Origin of the sequence: Secundilactobacillus silagincola (assembly GCF_002583405.1) — a bacterium.
Lineage (GTDB): Bacteria > Bacillota > Bacilli > Lactobacillales > Lactobacillaceae > Secundilactobacillus > Secundilactobacillus silagincola.
The window spans coordinates 119459-138866 of record NZ_BCMJ01000001.1 but is presented as its reverse complement, the minus strand read 5'-3'; the positions used below and the strand labels follow the sequence as shown (position 1 = coordinate 138866).

Sequence of the window (19408 nt, the reverse complement as noted above, 5' to 3'; positions counted from 1 at the left end):
ACTTAGCCATTATAGTCGATAATGCGGTGGAATGGTAAAGAAATGAAATAACGGCGAATCAAGTTTACAGCTCGGTTTCTTCTACTTCTTCACGTAATACAGTTGCTTTGTCAGCAGCAGTTTGCATTTTACCCAAAGCAAATCTAGCAATAGGGCCCACGATCAGTAACTGCAGTGGTAATGCCATGATGACGTTGAATAACCAAGCGTGACCATAGGCGCCCCAGCCGACGTTACCAGCCATGATAATGCCGAATAATGACATGCAGGTAACCATTCCCAATACCATTAGTACAGAGATGGTTAAACCGATCAATAAAACATTCTTCTTCATATAATCGTTGATGATGTATTTGAACGCGACAAACTTAGCAATCTTGCCGACAACTAACAAATCAAGAATAACGGCAACGAGTAACCCACCCGGATATTCCGTGATGGTGTGCAGCAGGAAGTCATTCGTGAATCCTTCTGCTAAAACAACGTTGTAACCAACCATAACGAGGACCATTAAGCCGGCCATGATGGCAGTAAAAACAATTTCTTCTTTAAAATTACGAGGCATTTGAATCTCCTTTTCTTTTCACAATGTTGCTAAGCATAGCAAAGAAAGAGGGTGCTTCGTAAGTTACATTTTGATTACGAATTTGGAAGCGGTTGAATGACAAACAACAAAATAGAGCCTAAACCGTTTAAATTGGTTTAGACTCTGTTTTGAGATTTATCAAATCAGGGTTTGTGGATATTAATATTTAGGATAATAGTGTTCTCCTGAAAAATGATGATTACCAAGTTTATGAGCGGTTCCCTTGCTGGTGTAGAAGTGGTTATCAATCCAGAATTCTGCACCGCCGCCTTCACTTAATACACGGACTTTCTTATGATGGTAGGTTTTAGTTTCAATTTTATATGAGCTACCGTCACCGGCTGATTGGTTCCAACCCATCACGTTTGTCCAATTAGCCTTACCTATATGAAAGGTATGACCAACTACCCAAGAATTATGACGCTTTATCTTGTCAGAATCCGTGTTGGCATTCCGATAATGTAACGTAGATGTGGAACGATACCATTTATGGTCGTAATACTGTGCATAACTCATTTTCTTAGACGAAAAATGAATGGTGTCGTATCGACCATGACCATCATAATGATACCAAGTTCTGTGTAGCGATGTTGGAAATGACTTTAAAGTTGTTTTTGCCGATGCTTGTGTTGGCAAGGCAACTAGTGATAAGAATAGTGTGGCAACTAAACTAAGTACAATTCTCATGACCCTTTTTCTAGACATTTTGTAATTACCTCTTGATCATTTAAGTTACCTAATTCAAGTTTAAACTTGGCTAAATTTAAAACCGTGGATATTGGTGAAATTAACAGAGTTTGAATTAATAATAAGTGTTCATTTTACTTGGAATATATGAGAATCTTAAACCGTCTTTTGTAACGAGGCGATATCTTTTACAAGTACTGTTGATAAATCAGATGTAGCTTCTTGAGCATCAGCATCAGTTTCTTCACTGTCATCAAAGGCTGAACCGTCACTTATTGGATTTTCATTATTTTCATTAGAAACTGCGGAGTCTAATTCTGTTAAATAATTTTCGTAAAGTGCATTAAGGGTCCTCTTTTGAGATGAAGTAAATCTTTTTTCAAATAAATTATAAATTTTACCCATTGCCTGCATTTCACTGATGTTTTCTGAGTAGCCTACTGACCCCATATAATAACCGTCACTGCCTATATCGCCGGTGACGCTGGAAATACCAGAATATGCTTGTTGAGGTGTAACATCATTCATTTCTACTAAGTATGTTCCACGCTCATCAGGATCAATAGTATTAATAATTTTAATCATAGCGTTAATATCTGATTTTTCTTGAGCATATGTTTTAACTGGAGAAAGATTGCCACGCCAGATCCATCCCTTTACTGTTCCAGACTTATTAGAAATGTAGTAGTAAATAGATCTAGAGCCGTGATATTTTTTGATTGTGGCAGATTTTGTTACCGAAAAAACTGTGTTTGGAAAATTACTTGCATTGTGAACCTTTTTGGTTAATTTTGCATTGCCGTAGATGTTTCCATACAAAGCGTGGTATCTTTTTGAGCTACTAATTTTAGAGTATGATACTACTTTTGCAGGAGCAGTTTTTGCAGATGCTGAACTGGGTGACACCATCATACTAACTCCAGCTAAACACGTACATATGACTAATAAAATACCCTTAAAAACCTTTGACGACCTCAAACTAAAACCTCCATAAAAGAATTATTAGTTAAATAATGAATAATTTAACATTTTAATTATAGGCTTAATACAAAATAATAGATAAGAAAATTCATTTTTTTAAAGTGTAATTAGAAATTCGACTAGTGAAGAGTAATTCTAAAAGATGTTTTGGCAAAACCATCTTGATGGTAAATATGATTTCCCACTCATTCTGTTCTGAAGCCGTTTTAGATGTGATAATATATTGTTATTAGACGAGAAAACGGAAGGTGTTCAGCATGAAAAAACAAATCAACGTGGTTGGAGCCGCTTTAATTGAAAATGGCAAGGTATTAGCGACAAAACGCAATGATGATCGCGTGTTAGGGACACTTTGGGAGTTTCCTGGTGGCAAAATAGAAACTGGAGAAACTCCAGAACAAGCATTGCAGCGTGAATTAAATGAAGAATTCAACGATGAAATTGTTGTGGGTGAACGTGTGACCGAAACAAATAGCCACGAATATGATTTTGGAATCGTTAATTTAACTGTATATTATGCCAAATTTCTGACCCACCACTTTGATTTGGTAGCGCATAGCAGAGTAGAATGGCTTAATCAAAATGAGTTGAACCAGTTATCGTGGGCTGAAGCCGATCAAGCAGCTGTTAATGTCATTTCTAAAGCAGATTTAACACAGGTGAAATTCTATGGATCTAACTGATATTCAAGCTAAAATTGAAAACTCGCTTGCCAATGGTTTTGTGGATCGGGAGATTGCTGGTTCTGAAGAGCTCATGCCTCAATTTATTCACAATAGTCATGGTGATACGATGTTACTACATATCGAGAGGGAGTTATCACACTGTTCTTCATTCACTTTTGCGATTGCTTTTATCACTGAAGGGGCATTAACCTCACTAAAGGTGAAATTAGCTGATTTAGCCGCTAAAGGTATTCACGGTCGTATTTTAACTTCCACCTATCTAAATTTTAATTCTCCAAAAGCATTTCGAGAATTGAGAAAGTTAGATAATGTTGAAGTGCGAATTGCTGAAAATGATAATTTTCATGCGAAAGGTTATATTTTTGACCATGAAGAGCAACGGTATCAATCTGCGATTATTGGCAGCTCTAATTTAACTGAACAAGCCTTAATGAATAACTACGAATGGAATATCAAATTTACTTCTTACGATAATGGATCGATTACGGAAAAGCTCATCCAAGAAGTTGAATTGGCATGGAATAAAGCAACCCCACTAACGACAGATTGGATCAATTTTTACAGTAAGGGTTATCAACCAGTCGCCTTAAGGGAAACGCATCCAAAAGTATCCACTTCTAAAAATCAAATTATGCCAAATGCCATGCAAACTGATGCGCTGAATAACTTATCAGAAATTCGCAATAATGGTGCCGAACGAGCCCTTGTTATTTCAGCAACTGGTACAGGTAAAACTTATTTAGGTGCTTTTGATGTAGCTAGTTATCAGCCCAAAAGGTTTTTATATATTGTTCACCGGGAACAAATTCTTGATAAGACAATGGCTAGTTTTAAGCGGGTATTGAGTAATGAACCAGATAATGCTTTTGGAAAAATCTCAGGTACGAGTAAAGATAAGGACGCTAAATATGTATTTGCAACTATTCAAACCTTATCTAAGCAGGATTTCTTAACACAGTTTAATGTGGCTGAGTTTGACTATATTTTAGTTGACGAGGCACACCGAGTCGGTAGTCCGACCTATCAACGTGTTCTAAAGTATTTTCAACCTGATTTTCTATTAGGGATGACCGCTACTCCGGAACGGATGGATGATTATAATCTTTATGAGTTGTTCGATTATAATATTGCGTATGAGATTCGGCTACAAAAAGCTTTGGACGAAGATATGTTGTGTCCATTTCACTATATTGGCATTACCGACTACGAAAAAGACGGAGAAGTAAGTGATGATACTAGTGCGCTTAAATGGTTAGTATCAGATGAGCGAGTCGAATACATCATCAAACAGACAGAATACTATGGTTATTCAGGTGACAGATTACAGGGACTTATTTTCTGCAGTCGAAAAGATGAGGCTTACGAATTAGCTAAATTAATGACGGATAGAGGCCATTTGAGTAAAGCACTTACTGGAGAAACGCCTCAAAGTAAGCGTGATGAAGTGGTTGCTGAGTTGGAAAATGGCGAAATTGAATATATCATTACCGTTGATGTCTTTAATGAAGGAATTGATATTCCCTGTGTTAATCAAGTGGTGATGCTAAGAAATACACAATCCAGTATTGTTTTTATTCAACAGTTAGGTCGAGGTCTTCGAAAAGCTAATAATAAATCATTTGTGACTGTGATTGATTTTATCGGTAATTATAAGAATAACTATTTAATTCCGATTGCTCTGACTGGGGATAAGTCGCGGAGCACTGATAAAGCGCGTGACGATTTGGAAGTTAGACAGATTTCAGGAGTATCAACGGTTAACTTCTCGGAGATTGCCAAGGAAAGGATTTATCAGTCAATTAATAATACGAAATTAGCCGGGTTTAAAGTTTTGAAAGACGACTATACTGATCTTAAATTTCGTTTAGGTCGGATACCGTTACTTTGCGATTTCCAAAAGTCTGAGACTGTTGATTGTACAGTGTTTGCTGATAACTATCAGAATTACTATAAGTTTCTTGTTAGGATGAAGGAAGATGTTCACCTTACTGCGGATGAAGAAGCTATTCTTAGTTTTATTTCCATTGAGTTAATGAATGGTAAGCGTAGTGTTGAATTGTTGCTATTAAATGAATTAATCCAAAATCGTGGAAGATTCGGTGAAAATGATTTTGAGGAATTGTTATCTGAAAAGCAGATTTTCTATAACGCAGATGTATCTCAATCGATTGAACGTGTACTTTCGTTGGAATTCTTTCAGAAAGCTGCGCAAAAGAAATATGGAAATGATCCGCTAGTTTCAGTTCAAGATGATACTTATGTATTAAATCCCAAAATACTTGATTGGATGAAAAATAATTCTCTGTTCAATAAATTATTCGATGATGCAATTCAAGCAGGTTTAATAAGGTCTGAAAGGTATAATCAAGATGAGCAATTTACTTTATACCATCGTTATACACGGAAAGACGTTTGTCGATTGCTTTGTTGGGATAATGATACAAGTTCGACTATTTATGGATATCGAGTAAGGGATAATGAATGCCCAATCTTTGTAACATATTCAAAGTCAGATCAAATCGATTCAAGTATTAATTATCAAGATCGCTTTATTAACACCGATACGTTTCAGTGGTATACACGTCATAATGTTAAAATAGATTCAAAAGAAGTCGTTGAAATTAAGAATAGTAAGACCAGTATCCGACTATTCATCAAGAAGAATGACGACGAGGGTAAAGGCTTTTATTACTTTGGTGAAGTGCAAGTAAAAGATACAGAACAGCAAGAATTTCAGGTTAAAGATGGTAAAGTCGAACCAATAGTACGGATGCTACTGCAGTTGGATAATAGTGCTCAGTATGATAAATATTTGTTGTTTGAAAAGTAGTGTTGGAGAAAAGTCTTTGAAATTTTACGATATTAGTGAAGGTGATCTAATGAATTACGAAGAAGTATCCGCAGCATTAATCAAGTTTCGTGACGAACGTCATTGGCAAAACTACCATACACTTCCTGCCCTAGCCAGAGCTTTGTCAATAGAAGCGGCAGAAGTAAACGAGCATTTTCTGTGGAAAGACAGCCAGAACAATGATCAAATACTAGAGAACAAAGAAGATTTACAATCATTGAAAATGGAATTGGCCGATACACTCACATACGCATACTATATGTGTGATAAACTTGGTGTTAATCCAAATGATATCGTGTATGAGAAGTTACAGACAAATAAAAATCGTCACTGGAAGTTTGATAAATAGCGTTAGGAGGATATGCGTTTGAGTGATATTGCTAGGCCATTAGTTAAAAAAATTCCATATAATGTCCAGGGGCTCACACAACTATCCCATGAAGTCAAAGGTACTCCAGCCGATGAACTATTGTTTGACTATCCAACTGTGTACATTATTTACAAGAAGAATAAGAAAGATATGTATGATGTCTATGTTGGCGAAACCAATAATATTTGGCAACGAACCCGTCAACATTTAATCGAAGATCCAAAAGTTAGAAGTGATTGGGCGGATTTTAGAGCTGCTGAAGATGTAAATATGGTTGTGATCGGTCATAATCTATTTAATAAGTCGCTGACTTTAGATATTGAAAATAAAATGATGTTATATATGTCAGGGGTTAGCAGTGTACAGAATCTGAATAATCGGCGTGAAAATGACCAAAATAAGTATTATACGGAAAATGACAGAGATGATATCTTCTCCAAGGCTTGGCGGCAGCTCAGACAATTGGATAATAAGCTCTTTCCACTGGAACAGATTATTCGTGATTCGGCATTATTTAAAGCTTCGCCTTTCCACAAACTGACTCAAGAACAGTTTGATGCGAAAAACTTGGTTCAAGATCGAATCACAGAGGTTTTGTTAGCAGGTAAAGAGGACCAGCTTATACTAGTCCAAGGTGAAGCCGGTTCGGGTAAAACGGTGCTGCTTAGCACAATTTTTTATCAGTTGTTTCAGTATAGTAATAGCAGTGATCATCCACAATTTAGTAACCTTAAGATAAACTTGATTGTTAATCATGATGAACAACTGAAGGTTTACAGAGATATTTTGATGAAATTAGGAATCACAGATGGTAAGGATGAGGACACTGTATCAAAAGCTACTCGCTTTATTCATAACCATGATCCAAAGAATAAAGTCGATATCGTATTAGTTGATGAAGCTCACTTACTTTGGACGCAAGGGAAGCAAGCTTATCAAGGTAAGAATCAGTTAGATGATATTATGAAACGCTCAAAAGTAACGGTAGCTATTTTTGACCCAAAACAAGTCTTAAAAACTGAAGAATATCTTGAGGAGTCAGATATTGATAAGATTCGGAGTAAGGCTGACAGTCAAGATAACCTGATTGAATTGAAAAAACAGTTGCGGATGAAAGCGGATGACCAGACCATTGACTGGATTCGTGCAATTACAGATTCTCGTAGACAAGTATTGCCATTTCATCCTGATTCAAATGGGTATGACTTGCGGATTTTTGATGATGCTACCGAGATGTATCATCAAATCAAACAAAAGAATGCCGATCAAGCAAACAGCGGTATATCTCGTTTAGTGGCAACTTTCGATTGGAAGTTTACGCAAGCAAAACGCGAAGACGGGAAACTGTGGATGGTGAATGCTGGTAACTTAGAGTTACCTTGGAATCTTCAGCTAAAGAGTGAACGTTCAGTAAAAAAATTAGCCTGGCCAGAGCAGGAGCAAACAATTGATGAAGTTGGCTCAACCTATACCATACAGGGATTTGATTTAAATTATTGCGGCGTAATTATTGGTCCCTCTGTGATTTATCGCGATGGCAGGATTCAATTTGATCCTAGCAAAAGTAAAAACAAGAATGCAATTCATCAGCGAAAACTTTCTTCGACCGGTGAAATGGCGTATGTCAGCGATGAATTACTGGCAAACGAATTAAACGTCCTTTTAACACGTGGTGTGAATGGATTATATATTTACGCGGTGGACGAAGCTTTAAGAAATAAATTATCTGAAATGTTTAATAGTTAAGAAACGAGACCATGATAATGTGGTCTCGTTTTTCATTTACTTTCACAAATACTCAGTAAGCTTACAGAAACACCATACCTAATCTCATGTGTAGAAATGCAATATATAGTCTAACTATCACATATAACCCAGTAAAACTAGTGATTCCTCACAATTATATTATTCACAATCCAATTAATTAGTATACATTTAAACTAAATACATAATATGTAAATAATTATAGTTAATAAATGTCATAAACGCTATTAAATAGGGAATTAAACAAAATTGATTCAAATTTTAACGTAAATATTATTCTCTAATTTTATACAAAACAAAACGTATAAATACTTAATTTATATTGAATATTCATCTTTATTACATAAACGTTTCCAAATATACAACGTCAAATTAAAACGTGAAAAAACGTACATTTTTAGTGTGAAAGCGCTTTAGAAAACGGTTACAATATCGGATATGATGATGTTGTTCAAATGAGATAGGAGGTAACAAAATGACAAAACCAATTCACATCACTTCTGAAATTGGCAAATTGAAAGTTGTGATGTTAAAGCGGCCCGGCGTTGAAGTTGAAAACTTCACACCAGATATGATGCCCCGATTGCTTTTTGACGACATCCCATACTTACCTGTAGCCCAAAAGGAACATGATGCTTTTGCGGATACGCTAAGGGATAACGGTGTTGAGGTCTTATATCTTGAAAAATTGGCAGCCGAAGCACTGGATGCTGGCGGCGACCAAGTTAAAGATGCCTTTCTTGACCAAATGTTGGCAGAATCCGGCTACGCAGCTGGTGTCCTGCACGACGTTTTGAAAGAATACCTCAGTTCGAAGTCAACTCAGGAGATGGTCATTAAGATCATGGGCGGTGTTCGTAAGAACGAACTCGACTTTGTGCCACGCGACCTTGTCAGCGCGGCCGAAGAAGAGGATTACCCATTCTTCATGGATCCAATGCCTAACCTCTACTTCACACGCGACCCAGCAGCCTCAATCGGCGAGGGACTGAGCATTAACCACATGACCTTCCCTGCACGTCGTCGTGAATCCTTATTTTACGAAGAAATTATCAAATATCATCCACGGTTTGCTAACCAAGGCCTTCAGGTATGGCGTGATCGTAACCACGATACCCGTATCGAAGGTGGGGATGAATTAGTTCTCAGTGATACCGTTCTCGCAATTGGTGTTTCGCAACGGACTTCAGCTAACGCTATTGAAGACATTGCCCGGAACCTCTTCAAGAACAAGAGCGGTTACGAAAAAATCATTGCCATCCGCATCCCACACAACCATGCGATGATGCATTTGGACACCGTCTTTACCATGATCAACAAGGATCAGTTCACCGTTCACCCAGGTATCTTAGGTGAAGGTGGTCACATTGATACTTGGACGATCACCCAAGGCAACGATGGTGAATTAAACCTTGATTACAGAACCGACTTAAAACAAGTGCTTAAAGACGCCCTTCACTTAGACGATCTTGACTTGATTCCAACTGGTGCTGGCGACCCAATCGTCTCGGCCAGAGAACAATGGAACGATGGCTCAAACACGTTGGCAATTGCCCCAGGTGTCGTTGTTACTTACAACCGTAACTACGTCTCCAACCGGGTACTGCGCGAACACGGCCTTAAAGTTCTGGAAGTTCTTTCAAGTGAATTATCTCGGGGCCGTGGGGGTCCACGTTGCATGAGCATGCCATTAGTAAGAGAAGATTTAAAATAAGGGAGAATTTTAACATGACAGATTTCAAAAACAGTGTATTTCAGGGCCGTTCAGTATTGGCTGAAAAAGACTTTACCGCGGCTGAACTTGAATACTTGATCGATTTTGGTTTGCATTTAAAGGCTTTGAAAAAAGCTGGCATTCCACACCATTACTTGGAAGGCAAAAATGTTGCTTTACTGTTTGAAAAAACATCAACTAGAACACGTTCAGCATTCACGACCGCAGCTATTGATCTCGGTGCTCACCCAGAATTCTTAGGTGCTAACGATATTCAGCTCGGTAAGAAGGAATCTGTCGAAGATACTGCTAAAGTACTGGGAAGTATGTTTGACGGCATCGAATTCCGTGGTTTCAGTCAAAAAGTCGTTGAGCAGTTAGCCGAATTCGGCGGTGTACCAGTTTGGAACGGCCTCACCGACGAGTGGCACCCAACTCAAATGCTGGCTGACTTCATGACGGTGAAGGAAAACTTTGGTCACTTAAAGGGCTTAACCCTGACTTTTATGGGTGATGGCCGTAACAACGTTGCCAACTCTCTGTTAGTAACGGGTGCCATCTTAGGCGTTAACATTCATATCGTTGCTCCTAAAGAATTACACCCAACCAAAGAAATCCAAGACCTGGCTAACGGATTCGCTGCTAAATCTGGCGCTCAGTTATTCATCACCGATGATCTGGATGAGGGTATGAAGGGGTCAAACATCGTTTATACCGACGTCTGGGTATCAATGGGCGAAAGCAACTGGGAAGAACGGGTCAAATTATTGCAACCATACCAAGTTAACATGGCCGCACTGAAGAAGACCGGTACCCCAGATGATCAATTGATCTTCATGCATTGCTTACCAGCATTCCATGATACTGATACTGAATACGGTAAAGAAATTCAAGAAAAATACGGTATTACTGAAATGGAAGTTACTGATGAAGTCTTTCGTAGTTCATACGCACGCCAATTCGAAGAAGCAGAGAACCGGATGCACTCCATTAAAGCGATGATGGCGGCAACTTTAGGAAATCTCTTCATTCCAAGAGTTTAATCACTTGCGATAATTGGAATCAAAGACGTTTAACTCCCAATAAATGAGGGGCCGCGCTCAAATAATCTGGTTCAAGGATTATTTAAGTGCGACCCCTCATGTTAGTGAAATTGAAATTAAACGAGCAAATCACAATTGGCTCATATTGAAACGAAAGGATGTTTATAATGTCAGGACGAAAAATCGTTGTCGCGCTGGGTGGTAACGCCATTCTATCAAAAGACGCCAGTGCAGCGGCACAACAACAAGCTTTATTAGACACAGCACGCTACCTCGTGGAATTTATCAAGCAGGGGAATCATTTGATCATTGCTCATGGTAATGGTCCTCAAGTGGGTAATTTACTGCTTCAACAAGCTGCTGGCAGTACGGAGGCTAATCCCGCAATGCCGTTGGACACCGCAGTAGCTATGACCCAAGGCAGTATTGGCTACTGGATGCAAAACGCATTGAGCCAAGTATTAGCTGAAAATGATATGGCTATCGACGTTGCCACGGTGGTGACTCAGGTTGAGGTAGCCGCTGATGATCCAGCTTTCACCAACCCCTCCAAACCAATCGGTCCATTTTACAGTGAAACCGAGGTCACTAAGCTGCGTGCAGAACACCCAGACCAGACTTTTGTGGAAGATGCTGGGCGGGGATACCGTCGCGCTGTACCGTCACCAAAGCCAATCGGCGTTAACGAGGCAAATGTCGTGAATAAATTGGTCGATGCTGATATCATCCCTGTGGCAGTCGGTGGTGGCGGTGTTCCCGTTGTCCGCGATGGTAACCGGTTCGTGGGCAGAGAAGCCGTGATCGACAAGGATTTCGCTTCTGAAAAACTGGCTGAACTGGTGGGCGCTGACCTGCTGATCATCCTAACTGCTGTCGATAACATCTACGTGAACTTCAACAAGCCTGATCAAAAGCAGTTAACCAATGTCACCGTTAAAGAATTGAAACATTACATGCAGCAGGATCAATTCGCTAAGGGCAGCATGTTGCCTAAGGTGGAGGCTGCTATCAAGTTTGTTGAACAACGTCCGGATGCCAAAGCGGTTGTGACGTCGTTAGAAAACGTTGGTCAATTTCTCAGTACGGGTAGCGGCACCATCATCTCCGCTGCCCCAGTACCAACTAAATAGTCCAGGTACGAAAACGCATTAGATCGAAAAGGGGACTCAACATGAACAGAATGGATGAACTTGAAAAATATCGTAAAATCATCCGCCAGCAAGAGGAGTTTGCTTCCTTTACTGACAATGAATTTGAACAGCTAGCTCAGCAGATGCAAGTTAAAACTTTCGCTAAAGGGCAAGTGCTGTTTGATCAGGGTGATCCGCGAACGCGGTTTTACTACGTGCTCGATGGGGTAGTGCGCCTTGAACGGGTGGACGAGACGGGCAGTTTTCCATTCATTAACTACGTGAGTCCCCACAAGGCGTTTCCGTACCGCGGCATGTTTGTTGGTGAAACGTACACTTACGCTGCTATGGCCATGACTGCCATCACGATTGCCTCGTTTCCAATGCCAGTTTTTGAGAAATTACTGCGGGATAACAAGCAAATGATGGTGTGCCTGATTTCTCAAATGGGTCAAATTATCGATGATGACGAAAATCGGCTGCAACGGATGGTGACTTCCAGTGCAACACACCGCGTGAAACAGGCGCTGATGCTGATTGCAGAGGATCTGGGGACTCAAGATGAATCGGAAACAACTCAGATTCCGTACCCCATCACGCTAAAGGAAGTTGCTCGCGTTAGTGGTACCACACGGGAAACTGCTGGCCAAGTTGTCAGCAAGCTAGTCGATGAGGGTGTCGTGGTCTATCAGCACAAGAACTTTCAGTTTAATCCAGAATTGCTGACCTAAGAGCATTCTAGAGCGAAAGGATGTGTAACTATTGGAAGAATCAAATAAGGGTAAATTAAATCTATTAGAACTGGTTTCCTTAGTCGTGGGTTCGATTATCGGTGGCGGGGTCTTCAACCTGATGCATGATATGGCAGCGGGGGCTGGTGCCGGGGCCATCATGATTGGCTGGGTCATCACCGCTATCGGGATGTTGACCCTGGCAAAAACGTTCCAGAACTTAACCATGAAACGCCCCGACTTAGATGCCGGTGTATACAGTTACGCCGAAGCCGGTTTCGGGAAGTACATGGGTTTTAACTCCGCTTGGGGGTACTGGTTATCGGCCTGGCTGGGGAACGTTGGTTACGCCACCTTGCTGATGAGCGCCGTGGCGTACTTCTTTCCAGTCTTCAAAGATGGGCAAAATTTGTGGTCCATCGCTGCTGCCTCAGTGATTCTGTGGGCATGCCACTTCATGATATTGAAGGGTGTTGAATCAGCGTCATTTGTTAACGCTATTATTACTGTCGCCAAACTGATCCCAATTTTCATCTTCTTAGTCATTATGGTCATTTCCTTCCGGTTGGGTGTTTTCACCCACGGTTTCTGGTTCACACCAAGTGGTGGCTTCCAGTTCGGTAACGTTATGGGGCAAGTTCGAAACACCATGCTAGTTACCGTTTGGGTCTTCATTGGTATTGAAGGTGCCGTTGTCTTCTCAGGACGGGCGAAGAGGCGTTCAGACGTTGGTAAAGCCACGGTGCTGGGAATTATCACTGTTATCTTGATTTACGCTTTGATCACCCTGTTATCGTTTGGTGTGATGCGTAGAGCTGGTTTAGCTAGTCTGAGCCAACCCGCTATGGCCGCCTTATTGCAAAGCGTTGTGGGTAAGTGGGGCGCCATAGTAGTTAACGCTGGCTTGATCATCTCCGTTGTGGGTGCTTGGCTATCGTGGACCATGTTTGCCGGTCAATTACCATACGAAGCTGCCAAGGTGGGGACCTTCCCTAAGGTTTTCGCTAAGGAAAATGCGAATGGCGCGCCAATTAACTCGTTGCTGTTTACCAACGTCTGCGTGGAACTCTTTATGTTCAGTTATCTGATCACCGCGTCGGCATACAATTTCTTCTACTCAATTGCCAGTGCCGCTATCCTGATTCCGTACGCCTTCTCAGCGTTCTATCAATTGAAGTTCACCATGCATGAATCAGTCGGTACCCCAGGACGTACCGGCAACCTAGTCGTTGGCTGGATCGCAAGTATTTACGCAATTTGGTTGCTATACGCTTCTAACTTGGGTTACATTTTACTGATGAGTTTACTGTTTGCGGTCGGTATCCCGGTTTATTACATGCTGCAAAAGCGCGATAACCACGCGGATAAAATCTTCTCATCCGGTGAACGGATCCTCGCCATTGGTATCTTCATCGTCGCGTTATTAACGGTGTTTGAACTCTTCCGTTTGGGTGTTAATGGTTTGACAGATCTCGACTGGAGTCAGATCACTAAATTATTTTAAGAAGTAGGTGAAACAAGATGAAAAAGACTGTTCGCCAAACTAAGATTGAACAGCTGATTAATCAATACGTGATTTCGACGCAAGAGGAGCTTATGGAGCGCCTGCGTCAAGCCGGCATCAATGCGACTCAAGCAACGATATCCAGGGATATTCGTGAAATGCAGATCGTAAAGCAACAGGACGCCAGCGGATCTTCCCGCTATATGATTTATAAAGCAGGTAATCAAAACGAGATGCAGCATCTATACCGTTCGATTGGCGATACAGTCACACAAGTTGATCGCGTTCAGTTTCTTAACGTGATTCACACGTTTCCTAGCTATGCGAATATGCTGGCAGCGATTCTTGATGACCTAGATCTGCCCGAAGTTAAGGGGACTTTAGCGGGGCATGACGTGATTATCATTATTAGTGCGGATGAGATTGAAGCGCAGAAGATGTACGATCTCTTTATTAAGCATATGAATGAGGATTTGGTTGAATAGTATTTTCATACTAAAAAGACAACTAGATCAGTCATACTGCAAATGTTTTTGTTTTTTGCTAATCAATTTCTAATAAAAAGGTTTGACATCTTCATCCTAAACGCTTATATTAATCCCAAGTTATAAATCGAAGGAGGATCAACAATGATAACCCATTCTTTTAAAGCTCAATTGCAAAATACTTGTTGTCAAACGTCGCGTGTTCTGCGATGTTTGGCCTGTTAAGCATTGACTTTTAAAGGGTAATTGTTGATTTAACCTAAAAGTCTCTGTTCCAGGTGGAACGGGGTCGAGGAGCGCGCCAATTCTGAAAGAGGAATGGGCGCGTTCTTTTTGTGTAATGGGCGTGGAACAAAACGGGTTGATAGCGGCGTGTAAGGGCTGGCTGGGAAAAATCCCGGTCTTGGATTTATCCCAGCCAGCCCTTACACATAGCTATCAGTTTTGTGGAACGCGTTAGGGCACGGTAGCCTGAAAGAGGCTATCAGTTTAGCGAAACGCTAAGACACGGCAGCCTGACGAAACCATTACACACAACCAAGAAATCACAATTATCCCAACCAAAATTATCCATCCAATAATTTAAGGAAAGGGATCACAAACCATGTTAATCAAATCAATCCAGCAACTCATCGGCAACACGCCGTTAATCGACCTGCAAATCGAGGTTCCAAACCACTCACATATCTACGCCAAGCTAGAGATGTTCAACCCTGGTGGCAGCATCAAGGACCGTTTGGGTCAGTACATGATCCAGGATGGTATCGACAAAGGTAAGATCAACGCCACGACCACCATTATTGAACCAACTGCTGGTAACACGGGTATCGGCGTTGCATTGGCGACCCAGGAACATCATTTACCAACCATCCTCGTTGTTCCAGAGAGATTTAGTTATGAAAAGCAGACGCTGATGAAGGCGTTGGGCGCCAAATTGATCAATACACCAGCGGAAGATGGGATTAAAGGCGCAATCAAAAAGGCGCGTGAAATCGCTGCTGAAACACCAAATAGTTTTGTACCGATGCAGTTTGAAAATCCAGCTAATCCAGCGGCCTATTACCACACCCTGGCACCAGAATTGATTGCGGATCTTGATCAGCCTATTGATGCGTTTATTGCCGGTGCTGGTTCTGGCGGGACCTTTGCGGGCATTGCTAAGTATTTGAAAGAACAGAATGCCAATACCCAATCCATCGTGGTTGAACCTGAAGGATCGATTCTAAATGGCGGACCAGAGCATCCTCATAAGACGGAGGGAATCGGTGTTGAGTTTATCCCGCCATTTTTCAAGGATGTTCAAATTGACCAAACGCTCACTATTTCAGATGCGGATGCCTTCAAGTACGTTCGCAAGATGGCGGCTGAACAGGGATTGTTTATCGGTAGTTCTTCCGGCGCAGCGTTGGCGGCCAGCTTAAAAGTGGCCGAACAGCTACCTGAAAATAGCACTATTGTGACGGTATTTCCGGACAGTTCGGAACGTTACATGAGTGAAGACATTTACGCTGCACAAGACTAGATTGAAGAGGAGATTTTAACATGAAATTTGAAACGAAACTATTACACGGCGGCATTAGCGAAGATCCATACACGGGCGCAACTTCCATTCCCATCTACATGGCATCCACGTTCCATCAAAGTAAAATTGGCGAGTCAAAATACGAATACTCTCGCTCTGGCAACCCCACACGTGAGGCGGTTGAAGCGTTAATCGCTGACCTTGAAGGTGGCACTCGAGGATTTGCCTTCGCTTCCGGATCAGCAGCAATTGATACCGTATTTTCGATGTTTAGCGCGGGCGATGATTTCATCGTTGGTAACGATGTTTACGGTGGGACTTTCCGTTTGATTGACACGGTACTGAAACGCTTCGGCATGACCTTTACCGTTGTTGATACGCGGGACCTGGCTGCTGTTGAAGCTGCCATCAAGCCAGCGACTAAGGCCATATACCTAGAAACACCGACGAATCCGTTACTACGTGTAACCGATATTAAAGCTGTTGCTGATTTAGCTCGCAAACATGGCTTACTGAGTATTATTGATAACACCTTCAGTTCGCCTTACGTGCAACGGCCATTGGAACTGGGTGTGGACATCGTGCTGCACTCCGCTTCGAAGTATCTCGGTGGTCATTCGGATGTGATTGCCGGCGTAATTGTCACCAAGGATGACCAGTTAGGCGAAAAGATCGGTTATCTGCAAAACGCGATTGGCGGCATCTTGGCACCACAGGAAAGTTGGTTATTACAACGTGGGATGAAGACCCTGGCCATTCGGATGCGGGCACATCTAGCTAACGCTCAAGCAGTCTTCAACTACCTGTCTGATCAGCCAGCCGTTGCTAAAATCTACTATCCAGGTGATCCTGAAAATCCTGATTACGAAATTGCCAAGAAGCAGATGCATCACGGTTTTGGTGCCATGATTTCCTTTGAATTACAACCAGGACTGGATCCTAAGAAGTTTGTTGAAAACCTCAAGATTGTGACGTTGGCTGAGAGTCTGGGTGCTTTGGAATCCTTGATTGAAATTCCTGCTCTGATGACCCACGGTGCTATTCCACGTGATATTCGGCTCAAGAATGGTATTAAGGACGAACTGATTCGCCTTTCCGTTGGCGTCGAAGATGAAAAAGACTTACTGGCCGATTTGGACCGCGGCTTCAAGGCCGTACAAGGGAGCGTGCGCCATGCTGCAAACACCGCGAGCCATCCTAAAGCGTGATCCAGCAGCGCACAGTTTGCTGGAAGTGGTGCTTACCTATCCTGGCGTCAGGGCGTTGTTTTGGCACCGAATCGCTCACTCATTGAACACACATCGGCACTATGTTTTGGCAAATATCTTGAGTCAGCATGCTGCAAGAACCACTGGCATTACCATTGCGCCAGCTGCAGAAATCGGTAAACGGGTCTTCATCGATCACGGCATCGGGGTAGTCATTGGTGCCACCGCGGTTGTGGAAGATGATGTGACCATTTTGCAAGGGGTGACACTGGGCGCGCGAAATAGCGTGAAGAATGGCAGACGTCAGCCAATTGTTAGGCGGGGAGCCTTTATTGGCGCTAATGCGTTATTACTGGGCCCAATCGTTGTTGGCGAAGGAGCGAAAGTTGGTGCCGGCGCGGTTGTGTTGGAAGATGTTCCCGCTCACTGGACTGCAGTGGGAAATCCAGCTAGGTTAATTCGAAAGCGCATCAAGGTCATGCCCATGTCCTTAAAGTCTGCTCATGAACGAGCAAAAGCATAGACGCGTTTATCATTAATTACCCATAGTTTTCTAATCTTAACATTGACTCTCTTCAGAGACTGCTTAATAATTGAAAGTAATCAATTATCAGTGCATTAACTGGGAGAGTGATGATCCCTTACTGTTCAATTCACGAACTGGAAGGGATTTTATTTGATTAAATTTTGGGTAGGAGAAATGAGCAGTAACTGTCTTGCTGTAAAGGGATATAAGTCTTTGTAAAGTGGTGCTCCTATACTACTCCGTATTAGCTGATAGCTTATAAGTAGTGATTTATATGAATTTCATTAAAAGGCTTTTGGGGATAAATCCATCCCGTATAATATGAGGGACACCTCACCTTGGTGATTAAATTCAATAAGGCGGAACAACTGATGTTACTCACCTATAAAGTCGAAATTAAGCCGACTGAAAAACAAGCCTGGCAGATTGATTGTCATATTGGTGGCAGTCGTTGGGCCTATAACCTGTTTTTGGATATCAACCGGCAGCGTTACGAATGCGGTTATCACTATATGGGCGCTTATGAGTTCAGCAAATGGTTTAACCATGAGTACCTTGAGAGCAATCCTGATGACCGATGGATCAAAGATTTATATGCCAAATCGGTTAAACAGGCTTTTATTGATGCTGATACGGCCATGAAACGGTTCTTTAAGAAACAGAGTGGGTTCCCACACTGGCGCTCGTTTAAGCGCGGTCAAGGCAGTTACTACTTTGTTAAGAACAGTAAGACGCAAATCATTGCCTGTCAGCGTCACCGAATCAAGCTACCGAAGCTCGGCTGGGTGCGCTTCAAAGAATTTGGCTATATTCCGACAGACTCAGAACACTTTGTTATCAAACAAGGCCGAATTAAATTTAGGGCTGGTCGATATTACCTGACCTGTTTAGTGGAACAGGCTGAGCTACCCAAATTAGGATTGACCGGTGAACCTATCGGCATTGACCTTGGTCTAAAAGAATTTGCCATCTTAAATGATGGTACTCTGTATCCTAATCAGAATAAAAGTAGTCGCGCAAGACGCATCAGAAAACGCCTTAGACGCCTGCAAAGGAAGTTGTCCCGTCAGTATCTTGCACTGAAAGCTAGAAGACAGAAAGAAGGGAAATCTGCTACTGATTTAAATCTAGCTAAAACTCAGCGGAAAGTGCAACGCTTGTATCAACGTCTAACTCACATTCAAGCTGATTATCAAAACAAGATTATCGCTGCTGTGGTGAGAACCAAACCATGGTGGATAGCCTTAGAAGACTTGAATGTTTCAGGTATGATGAAGAATCGGCATTTAGCAAAATCGGTTAGTTACCAAGGATTCTACAACTTTCGGGTTAAACTGATTGCTAAATGTCAGCAATTAAGCATTCCGGTGCACTTAACTGGTCGGTTTGAACCAACTTCTAAGTTATGCCATCGGTGTGGCCATAAAAAAGTTGATTTGAAACTAACAGATCGGATGTATGAATGCCAGAATTGTCATTATACTGAAGACCGTGATATTAATGCGGCCCTGAATATCAGGGATACTGAACACTTTGAATTAGCCTACTAAAACAGGCTTCAAAGCATGTACCGGTGGCTAGCCGGGAATTAACGCTTGTGGACTATCATACCAACTGTAT

General features: G+C 41.7%; 17 protein-coding genes. 14 read left to right on the top strand and 3 right to left on the bottom strand.

Features of this window, described 5'->3' with window-relative positions; translation table 11 throughout:
* Positions 1 to 64: 64 nt before the first annotated feature.
* The 3 genes from CES82_RS00510 to CES82_RS00500 form a co-directional block, all read right to left on the bottom strand.
* Positions 65 to 565, bottom strand: coding sequence for a DUF2798 domain-containing protein (locus tag CES82_RS00510; protein WP_098823364.1), 501 nt, complete (start codon positions 563 to 565; stop codon positions 65 to 67).
* Positions 566 to 745: 180 nt separating this feature from the next.
* The gene (locus CES82_RS00505) at positions 746 to 1273 is read right to left on the bottom strand and encodes a hypothetical protein (RefSeq protein ID WP_098823363.1); all 528 of its coding nucleotides are present in this window, start codon (positions 1271 to 1273) and stop codon (positions 746 to 748) included.
* A 156-nt stretch (positions 1274 to 1429) separates the two neighbouring features.
* A complete protein-coding gene (locus CES82_RS00500; RefSeq protein ID WP_098823362.1) occupies positions 1430 to 2182 on the bottom strand; it encodes a GW dipeptide domain-containing protein in 753 nt (250 codons plus the stop codon).
* A gap of 329 nt (positions 2183 to 2511) precedes the next feature.
* Between CES82_RS00500 and CES82_RS00495 the strand changes: the two genes are divergently transcribed.
* From CES82_RS00495 to CES82_RS00430, 14 genes are all read left to right on the top strand, one after another.
* On the top strand, positions 2512 to 2937 hold the full coding sequence (locus tag CES82_RS00495; RefSeq protein WP_098823361.1) for a (deoxy)nucleoside triphosphate pyrophosphohydrolase: 426 nt from the start codon (positions 2512 to 2514) through the stop codon (positions 2935 to 2937).
* Positions 2924 to 5770, top strand: coding sequence for a DEAD/DEAH box helicase (locus CES82_RS00490; RefSeq protein ID WP_098823360.1), 2847 nt, complete (start codon positions 2924 to 2926; stop codon positions 5768 to 5770). Before CES82_RS00495 ends, CES82_RS00490 begins: the two co-directional genes overlap by 14 nt.
* Positions 5771 to 5786: 16 nt before the next feature.
* Positions 5787 to 6140 carry a nucleotide pyrophosphohydrolase gene (locus CES82_RS00485; protein ID WP_369689061.1) on the top strand — a complete coding sequence of 118 codons (354 nt, stop codon included), beginning with the start codon at positions 5787 to 5789 and terminating at the stop codon, positions 6138 to 6140.
* Between the two features lie 12 nt (positions 6141 to 6152).
* Positions 6153 to 7907: a DUF2075 domain-containing protein gene (locus CES82_RS00480; protein ID WP_225364795.1), complete on the top strand. Its 1755-nt coding sequence runs from the start codon at positions 6153 to 6155 to the stop codon at positions 7905 to 7907.
* 493 nt (positions 7908 to 8400) lie between these two features.
* The gene (gene arcA / locus CES82_RS00475) at positions 8401 to 9639 is read left to right on the top strand and encodes an arginine deiminase (protein ID WP_098823358.1); all 1239 of its coding nucleotides are present in this window, start codon (positions 8401 to 8403) and stop codon (positions 9637 to 9639) included.
* 14 nt (positions 9640 to 9653) lie between these two features.
* Positions 9654 to 10682 carry an ornithine carbamoyltransferase gene (gene argF / locus CES82_RS00470; RefSeq protein WP_098823357.1) on the top strand — a complete coding sequence of 343 codons (1029 nt, stop codon included), beginning with the start codon at positions 9654 to 9656 and terminating at the stop codon, positions 10680 to 10682.
* Between the two features lie 167 nt (positions 10683 to 10849).
* On the top strand, positions 10850 to 11812 hold the full coding sequence (gene arcC, locus CES82_RS00465) for a carbamate kinase (protein WP_098823356.1): 963 nt from the start codon (positions 10850 to 10852) through the stop codon (positions 11810 to 11812).
* 41 nt (positions 11813 to 11853) lie between these two features.
* Positions 11854 to 12543, top strand: coding sequence for a Crp/Fnr family transcriptional regulator (locus CES82_RS00460; protein ID WP_098823355.1), 690 nt, complete (start codon positions 11854 to 11856; stop codon positions 12541 to 12543).
* Positions 12544 to 12574: 31 nt separating this feature from the next.
* On the top strand, positions 12575 to 14047 hold the full coding sequence (gene arcD, locus CES82_RS00455) for an arginine-ornithine antiporter (protein ID WP_098823354.1): 1473 nt from the start codon (positions 12575 to 12577) through the stop codon (positions 14045 to 14047).
* 17 nt (positions 14048 to 14064) lie between these two features.
* Positions 14065 to 14532 carry an arginine repressor gene (locus CES82_RS00450; protein WP_098823353.1) on the top strand — a complete coding sequence of 156 codons (468 nt, stop codon included), beginning with the start codon at positions 14065 to 14067 and terminating at the stop codon, positions 14530 to 14532.
* A 604-nt stretch (positions 14533 to 15136) separates the two neighbouring features.
* Positions 15137 to 16054, top strand: a complete 918-nt coding sequence (locus CES82_RS00445; protein WP_098823352.1) for a PLP-dependent cysteine synthase family protein — start codon at positions 15137 to 15139, stop codon at positions 16052 to 16054.
* A gap of 20 nt (positions 16055 to 16074) precedes the next feature.
* Positions 16075 to 17262, top strand: a complete 1188-nt coding sequence (locus CES82_RS00440) for a trans-sulfuration enzyme family protein (RefSeq protein WP_098823351.1) — start codon at positions 16075 to 16077, stop codon at positions 17260 to 17262.
* Positions 17228 to 17785 carry a serine O-acetyltransferase EpsC gene (epsC, locus tag CES82_RS00435; RefSeq protein ID WP_098823350.1) on the top strand — a complete coding sequence of 186 codons (558 nt, stop codon included), beginning with the start codon at positions 17228 to 17230 and terminating at the stop codon, positions 17783 to 17785. The genes CES82_RS00440 and epsC overlap by 35 nt, the downstream gene beginning before the upstream one ends.
* Before the next feature lie 344 nt (positions 17786 to 18129).
* Complete coding sequence (locus tag CES82_RS00430) at positions 18130 to 19338, top strand: RNA-guided endonuclease InsQ/TnpB family protein (RefSeq protein ID WP_225364794.1); 1209 nt, start codon at positions 18130 to 18132, stop codon at positions 19336 to 19338.
* The last annotated feature ends 70 nt before the right edge of the window (positions 19339 to 19408 follow it).

Excerpts from the sequence above, each read along its gene's own strand:
- arcC (WP_098823356.1), top strand. The coding sequence starts at position 10,850 with ATGTCAGGACGAAAAATCGTTGTCGCGCTGGGTGGTAACGCCATTCTA.
- CES82_RS00440 (WP_098823351.1), top strand. The coding sequence starts at position 16,075 with ATGAAATTTGAAACGAAACTATTACACGGCGGCATTAGCGAAGATCCA.
- CES82_RS00495 (WP_098823361.1), top strand. The coding sequence starts at position 2,512 with ATGAAAAAACAAATCAACGTGGTTGGAGCCGCTTTAATTGAAAATGGC.
- argF (WP_098823357.1), top strand. The coding sequence starts at position 9,654 with ATGACAGATTTCAAAAACAGTGTATTTCAGGGCCGTTCAGTATTGGCT.
- CES82_RS00505 (WP_098823363.1), bottom strand. The coding sequence starts at position 1,273 with ATGAGAATTGTACTTAGTTTAGTTGCCACACTATTCTTATCACTAGTT.
- arcA (WP_098823358.1), top strand. The coding sequence starts at position 8,401 with ATGACAAAACCAATTCACATCACTTCTGAAATTGGCAAATTGAAAGTT.
- epsC (WP_098823350.1), top strand. The coding sequence starts at position 17,228 with ATGCTGCAAACACCGCGAGCCATCCTAAAGCGTGATCCAGCAGCGCAC.
- CES82_RS00500 (WP_098823362.1), bottom strand. The coding sequence starts at position 2,182 with ATGGTGTCACCCAGTTCAGCATCTGCAAAAACTGCTCCTGCAAAAGTA.
- CES82_RS00445 (WP_098823352.1), top strand. The coding sequence starts at position 15,137 with ATGTTAATCAAATCAATCCAGCAACTCATCGGCAACACGCCGTTAATC.
- CES82_RS00490 (WP_098823360.1), top strand. The coding sequence starts at position 2,924 with ATGGATCTAACTGATATTCAAGCTAAAATTGAAAACTCGCTTGCCAAT.
- CES82_RS00460 (WP_098823355.1), top strand. The coding sequence starts at position 11,854 with ATGAACAGAATGGATGAACTTGAAAAATATCGTAAAATCATCCGCCAG.
- CES82_RS00510 (WP_098823364.1), bottom strand. The coding sequence starts at position 565 with ATGCCTCGTAATTTTAAAGAAGAAATTGTTTTTACTGCCATCATGGCC.
- CES82_RS00480 (WP_225364795.1), top strand. The coding sequence starts at position 6,153 with ATGCGTTTGAGTGATATTGCTAGGCCATTAGTTAAAAAAATTCCATAT.
- CES82_RS00450 (WP_098823353.1), top strand. The coding sequence starts at position 14,065 with ATGAAAAAGACTGTTCGCCAAACTAAGATTGAACAGCTGATTAATCAA.